Source organism: Saccharopolyspora antimicrobica, from assembly GCF_003635025.1.
Classification (GTDB): Bacteria; Actinomycetota; Actinomycetes; order Mycobacteriales; family Pseudonocardiaceae; genus Saccharopolyspora; species Saccharopolyspora antimicrobica.
In genome coordinates this window covers 1,748,598-1,765,530 of record NZ_RBXX01000002.1, presented here as the reverse complement: position 1 = coordinate 1,765,530, position 16,933 = coordinate 1,748,598, and the positions used below count along the sequence as shown (strand labels likewise).

The 16,933-nt window shown below is 70.2% G+C and carries 19 protein-coding genes and 1 riboswitch; of the genes, 13 read left to right on the top strand and 6 right to left on the bottom strand.

What is annotated here, in order from left to right:
* Positions 1-8: 8 nt before the first annotated feature.
* Both ATL45_RS08765 and ATL45_RS08760 read right to left on the bottom strand, forming a co-directional pair.
* Positions 9-845, bottom strand: coding sequence for an ABC transporter permease (locus tag ATL45_RS08765; protein WP_093152647.1), 837 nt, complete (start codon positions 843-845; stop codon positions 9-11).
* Positions 842-1,789, bottom strand: coding sequence for an ABC transporter ATP-binding protein (locus ATL45_RS08760; RefSeq protein WP_093152650.1), 948 nt, complete (start codon positions 1,787-1,789; stop codon positions 842-844). The genes ATL45_RS08765 and ATL45_RS08760 overlap by 4 nt, the downstream gene beginning before the upstream one ends.
* 172 nt (positions 1,790-1,961) lie before the next feature.
* Positions 1,962-2,184, top strand: a riboswitch (cobalamin riboswitch).
* Positions 2,185-2,304: 120 nt separating this feature from the next.
* Here ATL45_RS08760 and metE point away from each other — a divergent pair.
* The 4 genes from metE to ATL45_RS08740 all read left to right on the top strand — a co-directional run bounded on the left by metE (position 2,305) and on the right by ATL45_RS08740 (position 6,762).
* A complete protein-coding gene (gene metE, locus ATL45_RS08755) occupies positions 2,305-4,590 on the top strand; it encodes a 5-methyltetrahydropteroyltriglutamate--homocysteine S-methyltransferase (RefSeq protein WP_093152652.1) in 2,286 nt (761 codons plus the stop codon).
* Positions 4,591-4,716: 126 nt separating this feature from the next.
* Complete coding sequence (locus ATL45_RS08750; protein ID WP_093152656.1) at positions 4,717-5,613, top strand: alpha/beta hydrolase; 897 nt, start codon at positions 4,717-4,719, stop codon at positions 5,611-5,613.
* 16 nt (positions 5,614-5,629) lie between these two features.
* Positions 5,630-6,343 carry a helix-turn-helix transcriptional regulator gene (locus ATL45_RS08745; protein ID WP_093152658.1) on the top strand — a complete coding sequence of 238 codons (714 nt, stop codon included), beginning with the start codon at positions 5,630-5,632 and terminating at the stop codon, positions 6,341-6,343.
* 197 nt (positions 6,344-6,540) lie between these two features.
* Positions 6,541-6,762, top strand: a complete 222-nt coding sequence (locus ATL45_RS08740) for a cell division protein SepF (protein WP_093152660.1) — start codon at positions 6,541-6,543, stop codon at positions 6,760-6,762.
* 13 nt (positions 6,763-6,775) lie between these two features.
* Here the strand turns inward: ATL45_RS08740 and ATL45_RS08735 are convergent, their stop codons facing one another.
* On the bottom strand, positions 6,776-7,366 hold the full coding sequence (locus tag ATL45_RS08735) for a TetR/AcrR family transcriptional regulator (RefSeq protein ID WP_093152663.1): 591 nt from the start codon (positions 7,364-7,366) through the stop codon (positions 6,776-6,778).
* 50 nt (positions 7,367-7,416) lie between these two features.
* On the opposite strand from ATL45_RS08735, the gene ATL45_RS08730 reads away from it, so the two are divergent.
* The 4 genes from ATL45_RS08730 to ATL45_RS08715 all read left to right on the top strand — a co-directional run bounded on the left by ATL45_RS08730 (position 7,417) and on the right by ATL45_RS08715 (position 10,268).
* The gene (locus ATL45_RS08730; protein ID WP_211841200.1) at positions 7,417-7,914 is read left to right on the top strand and encodes an HXXEE domain-containing protein; all 498 of its coding nucleotides are present in this window, start codon (positions 7,417-7,419) and stop codon (positions 7,912-7,914) included.
* A 56-nt stretch (positions 7,915-7,970) separates the two neighbouring features.
* Positions 7,971-8,816: a class I SAM-dependent methyltransferase gene (locus tag ATL45_RS08725; RefSeq protein ID WP_093152665.1), complete on the top strand. Its 846-nt coding sequence runs from the start codon at positions 7,971-7,973 to the stop codon at positions 8,814-8,816.
* A 249-nt stretch (positions 8,817-9,065) separates the two neighbouring features.
* Complete coding sequence (locus tag ATL45_RS08720) at positions 9,066-9,491, top strand: cupin domain-containing protein (protein ID WP_093152668.1); 426 nt, start codon at positions 9,066-9,068, stop codon at positions 9,489-9,491.
* 42 nt (positions 9,492-9,533) lie between these two features.
* Positions 9,534-10,268, top strand: a complete 735-nt coding sequence (locus ATL45_RS08715) for an SDR family oxidoreductase (RefSeq protein WP_093152670.1) — start codon at positions 9,534-9,536, stop codon at positions 10,266-10,268.
* 67 nt (positions 10,269-10,335) lie between these two features.
* Here ATL45_RS08715 and ATL45_RS08710 read toward each other — a convergent pair whose 3' ends face one another.
* Positions 10,336-11,808 carry a S10 family peptidase gene (locus tag ATL45_RS08710; RefSeq protein ID WP_093153403.1) on the bottom strand — a complete coding sequence of 491 codons (1,473 nt, stop codon included), beginning with the start codon at positions 11,806-11,808 and terminating at the stop codon, positions 10,336-10,338.
* Between the two features lie 124 nt (positions 11,809-11,932).
* On the opposite strand from ATL45_RS08710, the gene ATL45_RS08705 reads away from it, so the two are divergent.
* The 3 genes from ATL45_RS08705 to ATL45_RS08690 all read left to right on the top strand — a co-directional run bounded on the left by ATL45_RS08705 (position 11,933) and on the right by ATL45_RS08690 (position 13,862).
* A complete protein-coding gene (locus ATL45_RS08705; RefSeq protein ID WP_439332484.1) occupies positions 11,933-12,628 on the top strand; it encodes a uracil-DNA glycosylase in 696 nt (231 codons plus the stop codon).
* Between the two features lie 548 nt (positions 12,629-13,176).
* Positions 13,177-13,461 (top strand): FitA-like ribbon-helix-helix domain-containing protein, encoded by a 285-nt coding sequence (locus ATL45_RS08695; RefSeq protein ID WP_093152675.1) that lies wholly within the window; start codon positions 13,177-13,179, stop codon positions 13,459-13,461.
* Entirely contained in the window at positions 13,458-13,862 is a 405-nt protein-coding gene (locus tag ATL45_RS08690) for a type II toxin-antitoxin system VapC family toxin (protein ID WP_093152677.1), read from the top strand. The genes ATL45_RS08695 and ATL45_RS08690 overlap by 4 nt, the downstream gene beginning before the upstream one ends.
* Positions 13,863-13,961: 99 nt before the next feature.
* Here ATL45_RS08690 and ATL45_RS08685 read toward each other — a convergent pair whose 3' ends face one another.
* Positions 13,962-14,687, bottom strand: a complete 726-nt coding sequence (locus ATL45_RS08685) for a nucleoside/nucleotide kinase family protein (RefSeq protein WP_093152679.1) — start codon at positions 14,685-14,687, stop codon at positions 13,962-13,964.
* Between the two features lie 178 nt (positions 14,688-14,865).
* On the opposite strand from ATL45_RS08685, the gene ATL45_RS08680 reads away from it, so the two are divergent.
* Together ATL45_RS08680 and ATL45_RS08675 are read left to right on the top strand one after the other, a co-directional pair.
* Complete coding sequence (locus ATL45_RS08680; protein WP_211841199.1) at positions 14,866-15,549, top strand: SAM-dependent methyltransferase; 684 nt, start codon at positions 14,866-14,868, stop codon at positions 15,547-15,549.
* Positions 15,550-15,566: 17 nt separating this feature from the next.
* A complete protein-coding gene (locus ATL45_RS08675; protein WP_170210202.1) occupies positions 15,567-16,052 on the top strand; it encodes a GNAT family N-acetyltransferase in 486 nt (161 codons plus the stop codon).
* Between the two features lie 23 nt (positions 16,053-16,075).
* On the opposite strand, the gene ATL45_RS08670 is transcribed toward ATL45_RS08675, so the two are convergent.
* Positions 16,076-16,885: an ArsR/SmtB family transcription factor gene (locus tag ATL45_RS08670; protein WP_093152689.1), complete on the bottom strand. Its 810-nt coding sequence runs from the start codon at positions 16,883-16,885 to the stop codon at positions 16,076-16,078.
* Between the last annotated feature and the right edge of the window lie 48 nt (positions 16,886-16,933).

The window sequence follows — 16,933 nt, the reverse complement described above, 5'->3', positions numbered from 1 at the left end:
CTCCGGCCTCAGACCACGCGCTGCATGGCCTTCTCGCGGCGCGCCGCCACGGTGGAACCGGACTCGCGGCGCGCCATCCGGCGCAGCACCACCGGCGCGATGACGAGTCCGGCGACCGCCCACAGCCCGAGCACTCCGATGGTCTCCAGGTGCCGCCAGGACTCGCCGATCTCCAGCGTCATCATCTCGTCCGGCAGCAGCGCCGATCGCATGCCCAGGCCGAGCCAGTACACCGGGAAGACCTGCGCGATCCACTGCACCCACTCCGGGAACGTGGTGACCGGGAAGAAGATCCCGGAGATCACGATCAGCCCGATCATCGGCAGCATGATCAGCGCCATGCTGTTCGGGCTGGTGAACAGCGAACCGATGGTCGCGCCGATCGGGATCGTCGCGACCAGCCCCAGCACCGTCATCCCGAGCAGGCCCAGCAGCGAGCCGATGCCGAGCGTGAAGCCCTCGAACATCACCAGCGACGGGATCAGCAGGATCGCGATGCTGGTCAGCGTCATGCCGGTGACCAGCACGAGCTTGCCGATCAGGTAGCCGAACATGCCGTGCGGCACGGCCTTGGCGCGCAGCAGCGTGCCGTCCTCCCGCTCGGTGACCATCAGCTGCCCCAGGCTGACCAGCCCGCCGAAGGCGATGGTCATGCCGAGCACCCCGGGCACGCTCGTGGCGCCGAGCGAGATGCCCGCGACCACGGCGTCGCGCTGGAAGGACAGCACCCCCAGCAGGATCACCGTCGGCAGCAGATAGCCCATCAGGTCCTGCCGGTTGCCCCAGGTCTGGCGGAACTCGATCCACCCGCGCCGCAGCCCGACGCGCACCGCGTTGGCGTTCACCGCTCCACCTCCACGTTCGCGAACTGCAGCGCGGCCGCCTCGCCGCGCCCGGACTCGTGCGCGTGCACCAGCGCCATGTAGGTGTCCTCCAGGGTCGCGCGGCGCACTTCGAGGTCGGCGACGGCGTCACCGTGCTGCGCGAACAGCTCGCGGACGAAGCCGGTCGCGTTGGCCGCGGAGTGCACGTACCGCTGGCCGTCGACCGACCACTTGATCTCGGAATCGGCGGCGATCTGGCGGGAGAGCTGCTCTGCGGAGCCGTCGGCGACGATGCGGCCGCCGGCCAGGATCAGGATGCGGTCGGCCAGCTTCTCGGCCTCGTCCAGGTCGTGCGTGGTGAGCAGGACGGTGGTGTTCGCGTCGGCGAGCTGGTGCACCAGGTCGTGGAAATCGCGGCGGGCCTGCGGGTCGAAGCCGACCGTCGGTTCGTCCAGGAACAGCAGCTCCGGGCGGCCGACGATGCCGATCGCCACGTCCAGCCTGCGCCGCTGCCCGCCGGAGAGCTGCCGGATGCGCTTGCCCGCGTGCTCGGTCAGGCCGACGGCCTGGATCAGCTCGTCGGTGTCCCACGGCTCGGCGTAAGGCGTGTAGTAGCCGCGCAGGTGCGACAGCAGCTCGTGCACCCGCCACTTGCCGTGGTCGCGCCAGGACTGCAGCACGATGCCGAGCCGCGCCCGCCAGCGCTCGTCGCCGTGCGCCGGATCGGCGTCGAGGACCCGGACGTCGCCGCCGGAGCGCATCCGGAAGCCCTCCAGGATCTCGATCGTGGTGCTCTTGCCCGCCCCGTTCGGGCCCAGCAGCGCCACCACCTCACCGCGGCGGGCGGTGAAGTCGATGCCTTTGAGCACGTCAGTCGCGCCGTAGGTCATCCGCAGGTCTTTGACGTCGAGCGCGGTCTCGGCCATCGGCGGTGCCAACGCGGCGTGTTCGTTGGTCGCTGTCATCTCCCCAGTACCTTCTGTATTGAAAGTGCCTCTTTATGTAGTACACATACTACATCTCGCACGTACGGCTGATCGTGTGTGGCGCGGATCTCAGCACGGCATAGATCGACTTCAGCGCCGGTGCCCGACGGCCGGGGGAGCGACGGGCCTTGCCATCGGAGGGCCGGTCGATAGCCTTGGCCGTGCTGGTGGTTCGCCTGCTCCCGGACGTTTCCGGAGGTGGGCGAGGCAAGAGGGAACCCGGTGCGAATCCGGGACTGCCCCGCAGCGGTGAGCGGGAACGACCGCCGTCATCGAGCACTGGACCGCGAGGTCTGGGAAGCGACGGCCAGTAGGAGCCTCCGGTTCGGAGAACGCCCGCGAGTCCGAAGACCTGCCACCGGTGCGCTCGCCGACCCGGCGCGCGCGGTCCGAGGTCTCGCGGGAGGACCTGACCGACGAGCGGCCGCTGCCTGCCCGCTGGTCCACGCCCGCCCGACCTCGGCACACTGATGTCGAGCTCGCGAGGTGAGGACTTGACCGGCAAGATCGGATCGACCGTACTCGGATACCCCCGGATCGGCCCGAAGCGAGAGCTGAAGCGGGCGCTGGAGAGCTACTGGGCGGGCCGTTCCAGCGAAGCGGAACTGCGGGAGGCCGCCCGGGAACTGCGCGTCAGGACCTGGCGCGAGCTGCGCGACGCCGGCCTGGACTCGGTGCCCGGCAACACCTTCTCCTACTACGACCAGGTGCTCGACACCGCCGTCACCTTCGGTGCCGTCCCGCCGCGCTACGCCGCGCTGGGCCTCGGTCCGCTGGACACCTACTTCGCGCTGGCGCGCGGCGTGGAAGCGGTGCCGCCGCTGGAGATGACGAAGTGGTTCGACACCAACTACCACTACCTGGTGCCGGAAATCGGCCCGGACACCGAGTTCTCGCTGGCCGACCGCACACCGGTCGAGCAGTACCGCGAGGCTCTGGAAGCCGGGGTGACCACGCGCCCGGTGCTGGTCGGCCCGCTGACGTTCCTGCTGCTGGCCAAATCCGCGGAAGGCGCGCCCGAGTCCTTCCGGCCGCTGGACAAGCTGCCCGAGCTCCTGACCGCCTACGCGGAACTGCTGCGCGAGCTGCACCGCGCCGGGGTCGAGCGGGTGCAGCTCGACGAGCCAGCGTTCGCCGCCGACCGCACGCCGGAACAGCTGGCCGCGCTCGGTGATGCGTACCGGCAGCTGGGCGGGCTGTCCGCTCGGCCGGAGCTGCTGGTCGCCGGTTACTTCGGCGACTTCGGCGAGGCGGTGCGGGTGCTGGCGGGCACGCCGGTGGAAGCGCTCGCCGTCGACCTGGTGACCGAACCGTCCACTGTGGATGCGCTGTCCGGCGTGCCCGGCCTGCGGGACAAGGCGCTGGTCGCCGGGCTCGTCGACGGGCGCAACATCTGGCGCACCGACCTAGACCGCGCGCTCACCGCGGCGGCCACCCTGCTCGGCCTGGCCGGCGAGGTCTCGGTGGGCACCTCGTGCTCGCTGCTGCACGTGCCCTACGACGTCGAGACCGAGGACATCGACCCGCAGGTGAAGTCCTGGCTGGCCTTCGCCGCGCAGAAGGTCCGCGAGGTCGTCGTGCTCGGGCGTGCGCTGAAGGACGGCCGCGAGGCCGTGGCTGACGAGCTCGCCGCCGCGCGCGCAGCCATCGACGACCGGGCCGGTGCGACCCGCGTGCGCAACAACCGCGTCCGCGCGCGGCTGGAATCGCTGAAGCCCGAGCACTCGCGGCGCGGCGACTACGCGAAACGCCGGGAAGCGCAGCAGAAATCGCTGCAGCTGCCGCCGCTGCCCACCACGACGATCGGTTCGTTCCCGCAGACCACCGACGTCCGCAGAGCTCGTGCGGCGTTCACGGCCGGGCGCATCGACCGCGCCACCTACCAGCAGCGGATGCGCGACGAGATCAAGCGCGTGATCGAGCTGCAGGAGCGGATCGGCCTCGACGTGCTGGTGCACGGCGAGCCGGAGCGCAACGACATGGTGCAGTACTTCTCCGAGCACCTCGACGGGTTCATCAGCACCGCCAACGGCTGGGTGCAGTCCTACGGTTCCCGGTGCGTGCGGCCGCCGATCCTCTACGGCGACGTGTTCCGGCCGGAGCCGATGACCGTGGCGTGGGCGACCTACGCGCAGAAGCTCACGGCGAAGCCGGTCAAGGGCATGCTCACCGGCCCGGTCACCATCCTGGCCTGGTCGTTCGTCCGCGACGACCAGCCGCTGGGCGAGACCGCGGCGCAGGTCGCGATGGCCATCCGTGACGAGGTGCAGGACCTGGAGGCGGCCGGGATCCGGGTGATCCAGGTGGACGAGCCGGCGCTGCGCGAGCTGCTGCCGCTGCGCGCGGCCCAGCACGAGGCGTACCTGGCGTGGGCGGTGTCGGCGTTCCGGCTGGCCACCTCCGGCGTCGCCGACTCCACCCAGATCCACACGCACCTGTGCTACTCGGAGTTCGGCGACGTGATCGACGCGATTGTCGCGCTCGACGCCGATGTCACCAGCATCGAAGCCGCCCGGTCGCGGATGGAGGTGCTGGAGGACCTCAACGCGGTCGGCTTCGGCCGCGGCGTGGGGCCGGGCGTGTACGACATCCACTCGCCGCGCGTGCCGGACGCGGCCGAGGTGACCGACCTGCTGCGGGCGGCGCTGCGCTCGGTGCCCGCGGAGCGGATCTGGGTGAACCCGGACTGCGGCCTGAAGACCCGCGGCTACGCGGAGGTCGAACCGGCGCTGGAGAACCTGGTCGGCGCAGCGGAAGCGGTCCGCCGCGAGCTGCCCTGACCACCAGGGTTGCGGGCGGTGCCGGTCCCCCACCACTCACAGCACCGCCCGCAACACCCTCCCGTGATCCAGCTCACCCGCGAAAGGTGACACGGGGTTGTCGCTACCGGTTGCGACAGTCGGCGCATGACGATCATTGATGAGGACTGCCTCGCCGAGACCACGGCTTTCAACGAGCAGTTCGAGGCGTCTCGCGGTGAGGCACCCGCTTCGCTGGAACTCCTGCGGCGCAACCGGCTCGGTGGCGACGCGCCGCCGGTGCGCCTGCCGCAGGGACAGGACCGCGTCGTCGCCGGTGTTCCGGTCCGGGCCTTCGTGCCGGACCACGTCGACGGCGTCTACCTGCACATCCACGGCGGTGGCTGGGCGCTCGGAGCCGCGGACGGGCAGGACGAGAAGCTGTGGCGGCTCGCCGTCGAGGCGCGGTTGGCCGTGGTGAGCGTGGAATACCGCTTGGCGCCGGAGAACCCGTTCCCGGCCGCACCCGACGACTGCGAAGCCGTCGCCCGGTGGCTGGTGGATCACGCCGCCACCGAGTTCGGCACCCGGCGGCTGCTGATCGGCGGCGAATCGGCCGGAGCCCACCTGAGCGTCCTGACGCTGCTGCGCCTGCGCGACCGGCACGGCATCACCGGCGCGTTCCGAGCGGCCCAGTTGACCTTCGGCCCGTACGACCTGTCGATGACGCCGAGCCAGCGCTCGTTCGGTTCCCGGCAGCTGCTGACCAACACCGACTCGCTGCGGCGCATCTACGAGCGCTTCACGCCGGGAATGGGGGCGGAAGAGCGCCGCGACCCGGAGATCTCGCCGCTGTTCGCCGACGTCACCGGGCTGCCGCCCGCCCGGATCGTCGTCGGCACCGAAGATCCGCTGCTGGACGACTCGCTCTTCCTGGCGGCGCGGTGGCAGGCGCCCGTGCAGCTCGGCGTCGTCGCCGGCGCGATGCACGGCTTCACCCTGTTCCCGCTGACCATCACCGAGCGGGAGCAGCAGCGCGAGCGGGATTTCCTGGTCAGCGCGTGACGGTAGCGTCGAGCTCATGAACCGGACTGCTCGGCTCTACGCGCTGGTGGAGGAGTTGCGCGCGGTCGCCCCGCGTCCGCTGACCGTCGCGGTGCTCGCAGCGCGGTTCGAGGTCAGCACCCGCACTGTGCAGCGCGATCTCCAGACGTTGCTGGAGACCGGAGTCCCGGTGCGCACCACGTCCGGGCGCGGCGGGGGCTGGTCGATCGACCCGGCGATGACGCTCCCGCCGATCCGCTTCACCGCCGAAGAAGCGTCGGCGCTGGTAGCCGCGCTCGCGGTGGCCGACGCTCCCTACGCCGACGCGGCGCGCACGGCGTCCCAGAAGATCGCGGCCTCGATGACCGGTCCCGCGGCGGTCGCGGCGCAGGGCCTCGCCGCGCGGATCGTCGCGCTGCCGGACCGAACCGCGGGATCGGTCCGGTCCGCGGTGGAGCACGCCCTGGCAAACGGCACGGTGCTGCTGTTGTCCTACGTCGACGAGGCGGGGCGGGCGAGCGACCGCGCGGTGGAACCGGCCGGACTGCTCACCGCCGGTGGCAGCTGGTACCTCATCGCCTGGTGCCGAGAACGACGAGCGGGCCGAGGCTTCCGGCTGGACCGGATCGCGGCGGCGACGCCGACCGACGAGCAGTCACCGGCCCACGACCTGGCCGACCTGCTGACCGGCTCGGCGGCCGCAGGCGCGGCCCGGCCCACCGCACTCGCCCCGCTGGCGGCTCCGCGGTGAGGGCGATGGTCGATTTCGCGCGCAATCGACGCTGCGCGAGGGTTCTGCGCGAAATCGGCTTGGTGCGAAGGGGAACCGGGCCGATCGCTCGGTGCGAGCGGTTGCTTCGGCAAGGACTTAGCCGATCCTTCGGTGAGGTTGAGCTGGAGAGACGTGTTTGCAGTTGACTTCCGGCTCAAGCGGGCAAGACTGGTGCTGTGGTCAAGACGCTGCACCCGCAGAGCTACGCCGACGTCTGCCACGTCGGCGACTACTTCCGGCAGGGCAACTCCGTGCTGATGGACCTGTCGGCCGTGCCGAACGCCGAGGCGAGACAGCTGGTCGACTTCGCGGCGGGCATGGTCGTGGCGCGGGACGGCAGCATGGAGCGCGTCGCGTCGAAGGTCTTCCTCCTGACGCACCCGAAGGAGGAGTCGTGAGCGCGTGAGCCGCTCACGGACTCGGTGAGATCGCCTGCCGGGCGGCGCCGACCAGCGCTTCGGCGGTGGCGCGATCCAGTTCTCCGGTCATCAGCCAGCGGTAGACCAGCGGTCCGAAGACCAGGTCGCGGATCGTTCCCGCGGTGAGGTCTTCCCGCAGCTCGCCCTGCTGCCGACCGCGTTCCACCAGCTCGGTGATCGCGACGTCCCTGGGCTGCAAGTACTGCTCGTGCAGCAGCGCGGCCAGCTTCGCGCTGCGCCCGCCCTCCGCATGCACGCCGAGCACGACGCGCCCGAGCGGCGCGGCGGCCAGCTGCGTCACGAAGTCGGTCGCCATCGCGCACAAGTCGTCCGCGGCGTTGCCGGTTTTCGGCGCCTCCAGCGGCCGCACCGCGTCGATGAGGGTGCCGACCACCAGGTCTTCCTTCGTCGGCCAGCGCCGGTACACCGTCGGGCGGCCGACTCCGGCGCGGGCCGCCACCGCTTCGATCGTCAGCTCCGCGTAGCCGTGCTCGGCCAGGAGCTCGGCCGCGGCGGTCAGGATCGCGCGGTCGGTTTCCGCACGTCGCGGCCTTCCTCTGCTCGGCCTTCCCGGATCGCTCACCGGCCCAGTATATTTACGTTACGACTTGTAACGATAATGAGGAGTGCGTGATGGCAGTGCGCAGATCGGTGACCCTCGGCCTGTTCCTGGCCTGGCTGGCCAACGACGCCGAGGAGTGGTTCACCATGGCCCCCTGGACGCAGGCCAACCCCGACCGCACGCCGCCCTGGATGCGGGAGCCGATGTCGCAGGAGCACGCCAGGACGGCGATCTCGCTGATGGGCCTGGTCGTGCTCGCGGCCTCGATCCGAGGAGCGCAGACCGGCGGCAGGTCCCCGTTCTTCCAGAGCGCCCTGTTCGGCTTCGGCGCGCACGGCGTGGGCCACCTCGCGGCCACCGCGCTGCACGGCGGGTACACGCCCGGCGTGGCCACCGCGCCCACCGTGGTCATCCCGTACTCGCTGTGGGCCTGGCGCGAACTCGGCCGGGCCGGCGTGCGGCGGAACGACTCCCGTTCCTGGGCGAGCGGCGTGCTGATGATCCCGGTATCGCTCGCGGCGGTGCACGGAGCCGCGCGGCTGATCAGCCGGTGGCGGAAAACCGGTTGATCGACTCAGTGATAGGAGTAGAGTTCTCCGCTGCACTTTCAGACGAGGGGGACTCCGTGGCAACTCCGGTCGATCCATCCAATGTGGACCAGCTGCGCGCGTGGGACGGGAACCAGGGCGACTTCTGGACGTCCCGCGCCGACCGCTTCAACGAGGGCGTCGCCGCCTACCAAGACGATCTGCTCGACGCCGCGAGGATCGATCGCGCCGCGAAGGTGCTGGACATCGGCTGCGGCAGCGGGCAGACGACGCGGGACGTGGCCCGGCGCGCGGTCGACGGTTCGGTGCTGGGCGTGGACCTGTCGTCGAGCATGATCGAGCTGGCCCGCGGGCTGGCGGCGCGCGAAGAGCTGTCCAACGTGGCGTTCGAGCAGGTCGACGCGCAGGTGCACGACTTCCCGGAAGCGCACTTCGACGTGGCGATCAGCCGCCACGGGGTGATGTTCTTCGGCGATCCGGTCGCGGCGTTCGCCAACATCGCGCGAGCGGTGCGCCCCGGTGGCCGCCTCGCCCTGCTGACCTGGCAACCGGCGGAGCGCATCGAGTGGATGATCAAGTTCCGCACACTGCTGGCCGCCGGTCGAGACCTGCCGCTGCCGCCGTCGACCGGCCCGAGCCCGCTGTCGCTGAGCGAACCCGACGTGGTCCGAGAACTGCTGTCCACCACCGGCTTCGACGACGTGCGGCTGCACGACCTCGCCGAGCCGATGTACTTCGGCCGGGACGTGGACGACGCGTGCGACTTCATCGCCGAGCAGCACGCCTGGCTCCTCGCCGACCTCGCCGAGGATGAGAAGGCCCGCGCCATCGCCGACCTCCGCGAAGACCTGGCCGAGCACCAGACCGAACGCGGCGTGCTCTACGACTCGGCGGCCTGGCTGATCGAAGCCCGCCGCCGCTGACCCGGTCGAGCAGGAGAGCACGGGCAGCCCCGAGAACGGGAACAACTGGTCGGTTTTCACCTCCCGCCGGTCGCGAAGGACCAAAGCCCCCGGTTGGTGCCCCGCCGCGGAGGGCATCCTGAAACCGGTCGTACCGTCAGCGGCCATGCCGGACCGGGCCGTCGAACCACGACCGAGCGAGCTGCCACAACCGCGCGGATGTCCGTATCGACCGGTGAGCGGGTCTTCCGCAGTTCAGGGGAGTCCTCCATGCCCGACATCGAGTCGACGAACGCGGAGCGGGAACCGCGATCGAACGCGTGGCAGTCCGCGCTCACCGTGCTGCAGGAGGCAGAACCCCCGTTCATCCCGTCCAGCGCGCACGTGATGACCGTCGTCATCGAGTTCCCGCCGGGCGATCCCGGCACCCCGCCGCACCGGCATTCCGGTCCGGCCTTCGGCTACGTGCTCGACGGCGAGATGGTATTCGAACTCGAAGGCGAGCCCGCGCGCGTCGTCCGGGCCGGTGAGGCGTTCTGGGAGCCGGGCGGCGATGTCATCCACTACCAGGACGGCAACAATCGCGACGACGTCCCGGTGCGTTTCGCGGTCACCATGCTCTGCGAGCCGGGCAAACCGATGCTCTCCCTCGTGGACGAGGAAGAGCTCGACCGGCGGAAGGACCGCCGGGCCTGAATCGCGATCTCAGCTGACACGTCTCGGGGAAGGCCAAACCACATGAAGATCGCTGTCATCGGTGGAACCGGGCTCATCGGATCGCAGGTGGTCGAGATCCTGAAGGCGGGCGGGCACGAGGCGGTGCCGCACTCGCCGTCCACCGGACTGGACCTGCTCAGCGGTCGGGGCTTGCGCGAAGCGCTGGACGGGGCCGACGTCGTCGTCAACCTGACGAACTCGCCGGCCTTCGACGAGTCCTCGCTCGAGTTCTTCCGGAAGACCATGGACAACCTGCTGGCGGCCGCCGGGGCCGCAGGCACCGGTCACGCGGTCGTCCTCTCGATCGTGGGCGCCGACCAGGTGCCGGACCTGGCCTACTACCGCGCCAAGGTGCTCCAGGAGGACATCCTCAAAGCCGGTCCCGTGCCTTACTCGATCGTGCGCGCCACCCAGTTCTTCGAGTTCGTGGACGCGGTGCTGTCCTGGACCGCCGACGACAACGAGGTCCGCCTGCCCGCCACGCGCGTCCAGCCCATGGCCGCGGCCGACGTCGCCCGTGCCGTGGCCGACGTCGCCGCGGGCGCTCCGCTGCAGGGCACCCGCAACGTGGCCGGGCCCGAGGTCTTCGCGCTCGACGAGCTGGGCCGGATCACCCTCGCCGCCCGGGACGACCGCCGCGCAGTCGTCACCGACGACAGCGCGGGCATGTTCGCCGCAGCGTCGGGCGATGCCCTGATCGCGAAGGAAGATGCCGTCATCGCTGGGACGACCTATCGCGAGTGGCTCGCGCGCTGACCCGGCTCGGGCAGCGACGACCGAGGCCCCCGCGCCCGATCGGGAGCGGGGGCCTCGGTCGTGTCCACTATGGACGGGCGTTGACGAACTCCGCGAGGTGCGCGGACTGCTCCAGCCGCGACTCCTCGTGGACGTACATCATGTGCCCGGCCGGGTAGTAGCGGACGTCGATGTTCTCACGCAGCTCCGCCGGGATGGGCAGCCGCGCCAGCACGTGCTCGGCCGCGAAGTACGGCGTCGCGCCGTCGGTGTAGCCGCAGCCGACGTGGAGGCGCAGGTGCGGGTTCGCCTGCATCGCCGCACCGAGCTTGTCCACGACGGACACGCTCGCGCCCTCGAACTCCTTGTACGACCAGGGCTGCACCCTGCTGCTGATCATCTCGTAGGGCAGGTCGTTGGTGTAGTCGAGCTCTTCGCGCAGGTAGTGGTTGATCGACGCCGCGTAGGCCCCGAGGATCCCGGAGATGCTCGGGTCGTCGGTGAAGTGCTCGCCCGCCGCGTCGGGCTCCCAGCCGGTGAACCGGCCGTCCATCCGGCCCACGGTCTGCCGCCGGTCGCGCAGCAGCTCGGTGAAGAACCGGATGTGCTCGATGCGCAGGTTCGCGCGCTCCACGTAGTCCTCGGAGAGCCCGGCCAGCGCCGCGACCCGGCGCACCACCTCGGCCCGCTCCTCGTCGGACAGCCGCGCACCGCGGGCCAGCGCCCACGGGTATTCCTTCGCGGCGAACTCCTCGGCCTCGTCGAGCACCTCGCGCAGCGGCCGGTCGCCGTGCTTGCCGTGGTGGTGCGCGATCGCCGCGTAGGTCGGCAGGTAGAGCGCGTACGGCAGGTCGTTGCCGTCGGTGAACCGGATCGTGCCCATGTCCAGCACCGAGGAGATCAGCAGCAGGCCGTTCGGGTAGAGCCCGTAGCGGGACTGCAGGTGCTCGGCCAGCGCCGCCGCGCGCAGCGTGCCGTAGGACTCGCCCGCCAGGTACTTCGGCGACATCCACCGGCCGTTGCGGGTCGTCCACAGCCGGATCACCTCGGCGATGGACTCGATGTCGCGCTTGTAGCCGTGGAAGTCGCCCGGCGTGCCGCCCTCGACGGCCCGCGAGTAGCCGGTGGACACCGGGTCGATGAACACCAGATCGCTGTGCGCCAGCAGGGTTTCCGGGTTGTCGGCCAGCCCGTAGGGCGGCGGGGCGAGGTCGCCGGCGTCCCCGGAGACGACGCGCCGCGGGCCGAGCAGCCCGAGGTGCAGCCACACGCTGGAGGATCCCGGGCCGCCGTTGAACGCGAAGGTCACCGGCCGGGTGGTGCCGGGCTCGGCGTCAGCGACGTAGGAGGTCACGAAGACCTCGGCCTTGGGCTTGAAGCCGTCGAACTTGCCGTCGGCGTGCACCTCTTCGCGCAGCACCACGCGCCCGGTGGTGGCGGTGTAGGACAGCTCGCCGCCGGCCACTTGGATCGTGTGGTGCGTGCTGACCAGGTCGTCGACCGGCTCCGCCGGGGTGGTCGTTTCCTTGCTCTCGTCGGTCTTGTCCGCGCTGGCTGCCATGCCGACCACATTACGTGCCGCCGCAGCGCTTTTCTGAGACTTTTTAGAGGTGCCCACCACGCCTGCCAAGCTGATCTCCGACCCGATCGGCGACCCGGCCACCGCCGCCCCGACCGCCACCCGGCTGACCGAACTGGACCAGCTGATCTCCCGCTGCACGGCCTGCCCGCGCCTGGTCGCCTGGCGCGAGGAGGTGGCCGAGGTCAAGCGCGCGGCGTTCCGCGACGAGGAGTACTGGGGCCGCCCGGTGCCCGGCTTCGGCCCACCGGACGCCGAGATCGGCTTCGTCGGTCTCGCCCCTGCTGCGCACGGCGGCAACCGCACCGGCCGGATCTTCACCGGCGACCGCAGCGGCGACGTCCTGTTCCAAGCGCTCTACGACGTCGGCCTGGCCTCCCAGCCCGAAGCCCACCACCTGGACGACGGCCTGGAGCTCTTCCACACCCGGATCACGGCCCCGGTGCACTGCGCCCCACCGGCCAACAAGCCGACCCCGGCGGAACGCGACACCTGCCGCCCGTGGCTGGTCCGCGAGCTGGACCTGCTCCGCCCGACCCTGCGAGTGGTGATCGTCCTCGGCGCCTTCGGCTGGCAGGCCCTCCTCCCGGTGCTCGCGGACGCGGTGTGGGAGGTTCCGCGACCCCGCCCGAAGTTCGGCCACGAAGCCCACGTGGAACTGCAGGCCACCGACGGCGGAGCGCCCCTGCACCTGCTCGGCTGCTACCACGTCAGCCAGCAGAACACCTTCACCGGAAAGCTGACGCCGGCAATGCTGCGCGGCGTGCTGGAACACGCCAAGCGTCTGGCAGGGGTTGCCTGAACGCGTCAGAGCAGTAGCTGCTTCGGGAGATCAAGCTCGTGGCCAGTACCCGTTGCGGTTGATCCGGGTGCCGTGGAGCGGCCTCCGGCATCACCAGATCACTCGTCGTCCGGCTCCGGATCAGCGAAGAGCTCAAGGTGGGAACACTTGCGACAACGGAATGCGGTAATCGGCAGCCGCCTCCTCCTCCGCAACTTGATCCCGCCGAACAGGGCGTACTCCACAGGGCCCTCGACCCAGTGCGCCTGTCGATGCGATGCAGGGTCCACGCTGTTCGGCAAGAAGCCTTGGTCCAGGTCGTTCGCTCCGCAGGAGGTGCATTTCAGAACCGTTGCCACCCTGGGGACGCTAGTGCCCGCCCGTACCACCCGGAGCGTGAACACCGCAATCGCGTGCTCGTCGGATCCGTGAATCCGCTCACGTCAAGCCAGCAGAACACCTTCACCGGCAAGCTCACCGCGGCGATGATCAGGAACGTCCTGGAGCGGCGAAGGGTCTGGGATGCCGATGACTTGACTGTGAATGCAGTGTGACTGCAAAATGCATGCATGGCAGTGCTGACGATTCGAGATGTGCCGGAGGACGTCAAGGAGGCTCTCGCGCGTGACGCACGCGAGAGCGGACAGTCTCTGCAGGCCTTCCTGCTGGGCGTCTTGCGGCGGCAGGCCGCGTTCAGCCGCAACCGGCAGCTTCTCTCCGAGATCGAACGCGATCTGGCCGAGGGCGGCGGAGCTGGAGATGATGCGCCCGATGCCGCTGCGCTCTTGGAACAGGCCAGGCCCGAAGACCTGGACGGTGGTGTCGGGCGTTCCGGGGCGGGTGGCGCGGCGTGATCGTGGTTGACGCTTCGGTGTTGGCGAACATGCTGCTCTACGCAGATGAACGCGGTCGCCGAGCAAGGGCGGTACTGGGGCGCGACGTGGAGTGGGCCGCCCCCGAGCACTGGAAGGCAGAAGTCTTCTCGGTGGTCCGCGGACTCACACTGGGCAGCAAGATCAAAGAGGAGCAGGCGGTTCGAGCGGTTGACCGCCTGCCGCTGCTCGGTGTTGAGCACGTCTCGCTCGACGAGCTGCTTCCGCGCATGTGGCAGCTTCGCTCCGCGATCAGTGGTTACGACGCCGCCTACGTGGCGTTGGCGGAGGTTCGCGGAATCCCGCTCGTGACCGCTGATGGTCGGCTTGCGCGCGCGGCGACGAGCTACTGCCGGGTGGAACTCGTCTCGTCTGGGGCATGACAACTCGTGCGGGACGTGGGCTCGAGCTGACGAAACCGAAGGTGGGTCATTCGCCGACCGTGCCCGGGTCCTTTCATCCAAGGCGATGATGCTTTCGTGTCACGGTGTCACGAGCTGCGGGCTGGCGAACAGCGAGTTGTCGATGACGACGTCCATCCTCGGGAGGGGATTTACCTCCTGGAGGTAGATGCGTTCGGCCTCCAGGTACCTGTTGCGGTGAATGGACTCCGCCTCGGAACCGGCCCAGTCCTGGTCCCGCTCGCCGCCCCGCCGGACGGACAGCTCCGCGTCGATCTGCAGCCAGATCCGGAAGTCCCAGTACTCGTCGATCTCCGGGCGGAAGGCGAACACGCCGTCCACGATCAGCACCGCGTCGGTGTCGAGAGGTGTTGTCTCGACCGAGTGGTCGTGCTGGGTCAGCGGGTCGATGCTGCACAGCGCGGCGGATGTCGCCTCCGGTGACCTGCACGGATCCAGCAGCAGGCGCTTGGCCGACGCGTAGTCGTAGGCGTTGCGGTAGTAGCCCTCGCCGGACTCCCGGTCGTACAGGTGCCGGTCCCGCCACGGGTTCTTGAAGTCGTCCAGGGTCGCGCGGAGCACCGGCCGCCCCGCAGCGCTGATCCACGCCGCCAGCTCGTGCCCGAAGCTCGTCTTCCCGGCCGCGGTGAAGCCGTCGATCCCCACCAGCAGACGTCCCGGGCCGAGGGCCAGCACGCGCTTCGCGATCTCCTCGACCAGCGCGCTGCGCTCGGCGGAAGCCGCCGGAGGGCAGGGCTGCCGCCAGGACGAAGCGGAGTGGTGCACGGCTGCCCGCGATGAACTCATGGCGGTGAACCTAATCGGCCGCCCCAACAGCGCGGAAGATCCGCGCGACGCGAATTGGCCCGCTAAATCAGGTGCGTGCGGGCGTGCCGGTGATCATGCTGACCGGATGGATCGTCTCACCTTGAGCGCTCTGGCCCATGCGGATCATCCCGTCGCCACTCCGATCAGCACGTCGAACATGGGGCGGTTGATCGAGAGGGCCGCGTGTCCGCCGGATGCCCTCGTGCTCGATCTCGGCTGCGGGGCGGGGGAGTGGGTTCTTCGTGCGCTGCAAGAACATCCGACCGCGCGGGCGCTCGCCGTGGACATGTCGGAACCAGCGCTGCGCCGGGGAGAGGAGTCCGCTCGCGAGCGCCGGCTCGACGACCGGGTGACCTTCGTGCGCGGGGACGCGCGGGAGTACCGGCCGCCGCAGGCGTGCGAGCTGGTGATGTGCGTCGGATCGACGCACATCTTCGGCGGCCTAGCGGAGACGTTGCAGGCCATCGGCGAGCACGTCGCACCTGGTGGCGCCATGATCGTCGGCGAGGGCTTCTGGGAGCGGCCGCCGGATGCGGCGACGCTGGAGGCCCTCGGCGGGACACCGGAGGAGTTCCAGGACCTCGCAGGCACGGTGGAAACCGCGGAGAAGGCCGGTTGGACGCCGGTGTACGCGCACATCAGCGAGCTCGGGGAGTGGGACGACTACGAGTGGTCCTGGACCGGCTCGCTGACCCGCTGGGCGCTCGACAACCCCGACCACCCGGATGCAGAAGCCGCGCTCGCGGCAGCGCGCGAGCACCGCACGGGCTGGCTGCGCGGCTACCGCGGAGTGCTCGGCTTCGTCACCCTCCTGCTCCAGCGCCGGCCGCAGAACGGCTGAGCCGCGTGGTGATGGAGGTGCGCTCTGCGGCCGTGCGGGTGATCGACGGTTCGCGGACCCACGTCGACGACGCGGCACGGATCTGGGCGGAAGCGACGGCGGCGCGCGACCGGGACCCGGAGGTCGCTTCGCTGGAGTCCGCGCGCCCGATCATCCAGGGCGTGCTCGACCGGTCTCCCCGGTCGCTGCTGCTCGTCGCAGTGGCGGGGGAGGAAGCGCTCGGGTTCGCTGCCGTCGAACCGGTGGGCTCGACGGCGGAGGTGAGCTACGTCGGTGTGCGCCCCTCCGCGTGGGGCGCGGGGGTGGGGACCGCGCTGCTGCGATCGCTGCCGTCCGAGCTGACAGCGCGCGGCTTCACCGATGCGCAGCTGAAGGTCTACGTCGACAACCATCGCGCGATCCGGCTCTACGAAGCTCGCGGCTGGCGAGCGAGCGGGCCCCCCTCGCCGCATCCGCGGACGGGAAAGCCGGAGCAGCCTTACCGCTTGCCGCTGACCACGTAGTTCCGCAGCGCTCGTCGGCCTCGTCAGTTCTGCCAGGCCTCGTCCGGGACCGGGGGCAGGGTTTCGCCGGTCTCCAGGAGGGTTTTCAGGTCGGAGAGCAGGTGGGGCCAGCCGGTGCTGACCATCTGGCGCATCGTGCTGCCGTCCGGGAAGTCGTCGTGGATCACGGTGAGCTTGACGGTCTGCCCGTGCGGTTCGATCTCGAAGGTGACCTTCGAGCGGCTCTCCGCGGCGAGCGCGGCGAGGGTTTCGTCGTCGATGCCGGCTGCCGCTGCCCACTCCGGGGTCGGCGTGTGCCAGGTGTAGGAGAGGCGGCGGGGCGGCTCCGCCTCCAGCACGACCTGCGCGGGGTCGTCGATGCGTTGGCCGTTCTCCTCCCAGGTCATGGTCGATCCCGGGCGCCAGTCGGTTTCGAACGCGACTCCCCAGTAGCGGCGGGTGAACGCCGGGTCGGTGAGGGCCTGCCACAGCTGTTCCGGGGTGGTCTTGATGAAAGTGGTGTAGCTGAAAGCTGATTCGCTCATCAGTGCGGACTCCAATGCCTGCTTGAGATCGGCCAGTGCCGCTGCGCGCCGCCGGTCGTAGCGGTGCATCCAGCGGTCTGCGATCGCGTTGATCGGTGCGGCGTTCAGGTAGTGCCACTTCTCGCGGCCCCGGCGAACGGTGGTGACCAGGTTCGCCTCCTCGAGGATCGCGAGGTGCTTGCTCACCGACTGCCGGGCCATGTCCAGCCCGTCGCACAGCTCGCGCAGCCGCTGCCCGTTCCGGGCGTTGAGGCTGTCGAGGAGCCGACGCCGGTTCGGGTCGGCCAACGCTCTGAATACTTCGTCCATAGCTCCTGCACGCCTTGAAATGCAGCCGTCCGGCTGCCTGAAGAATAG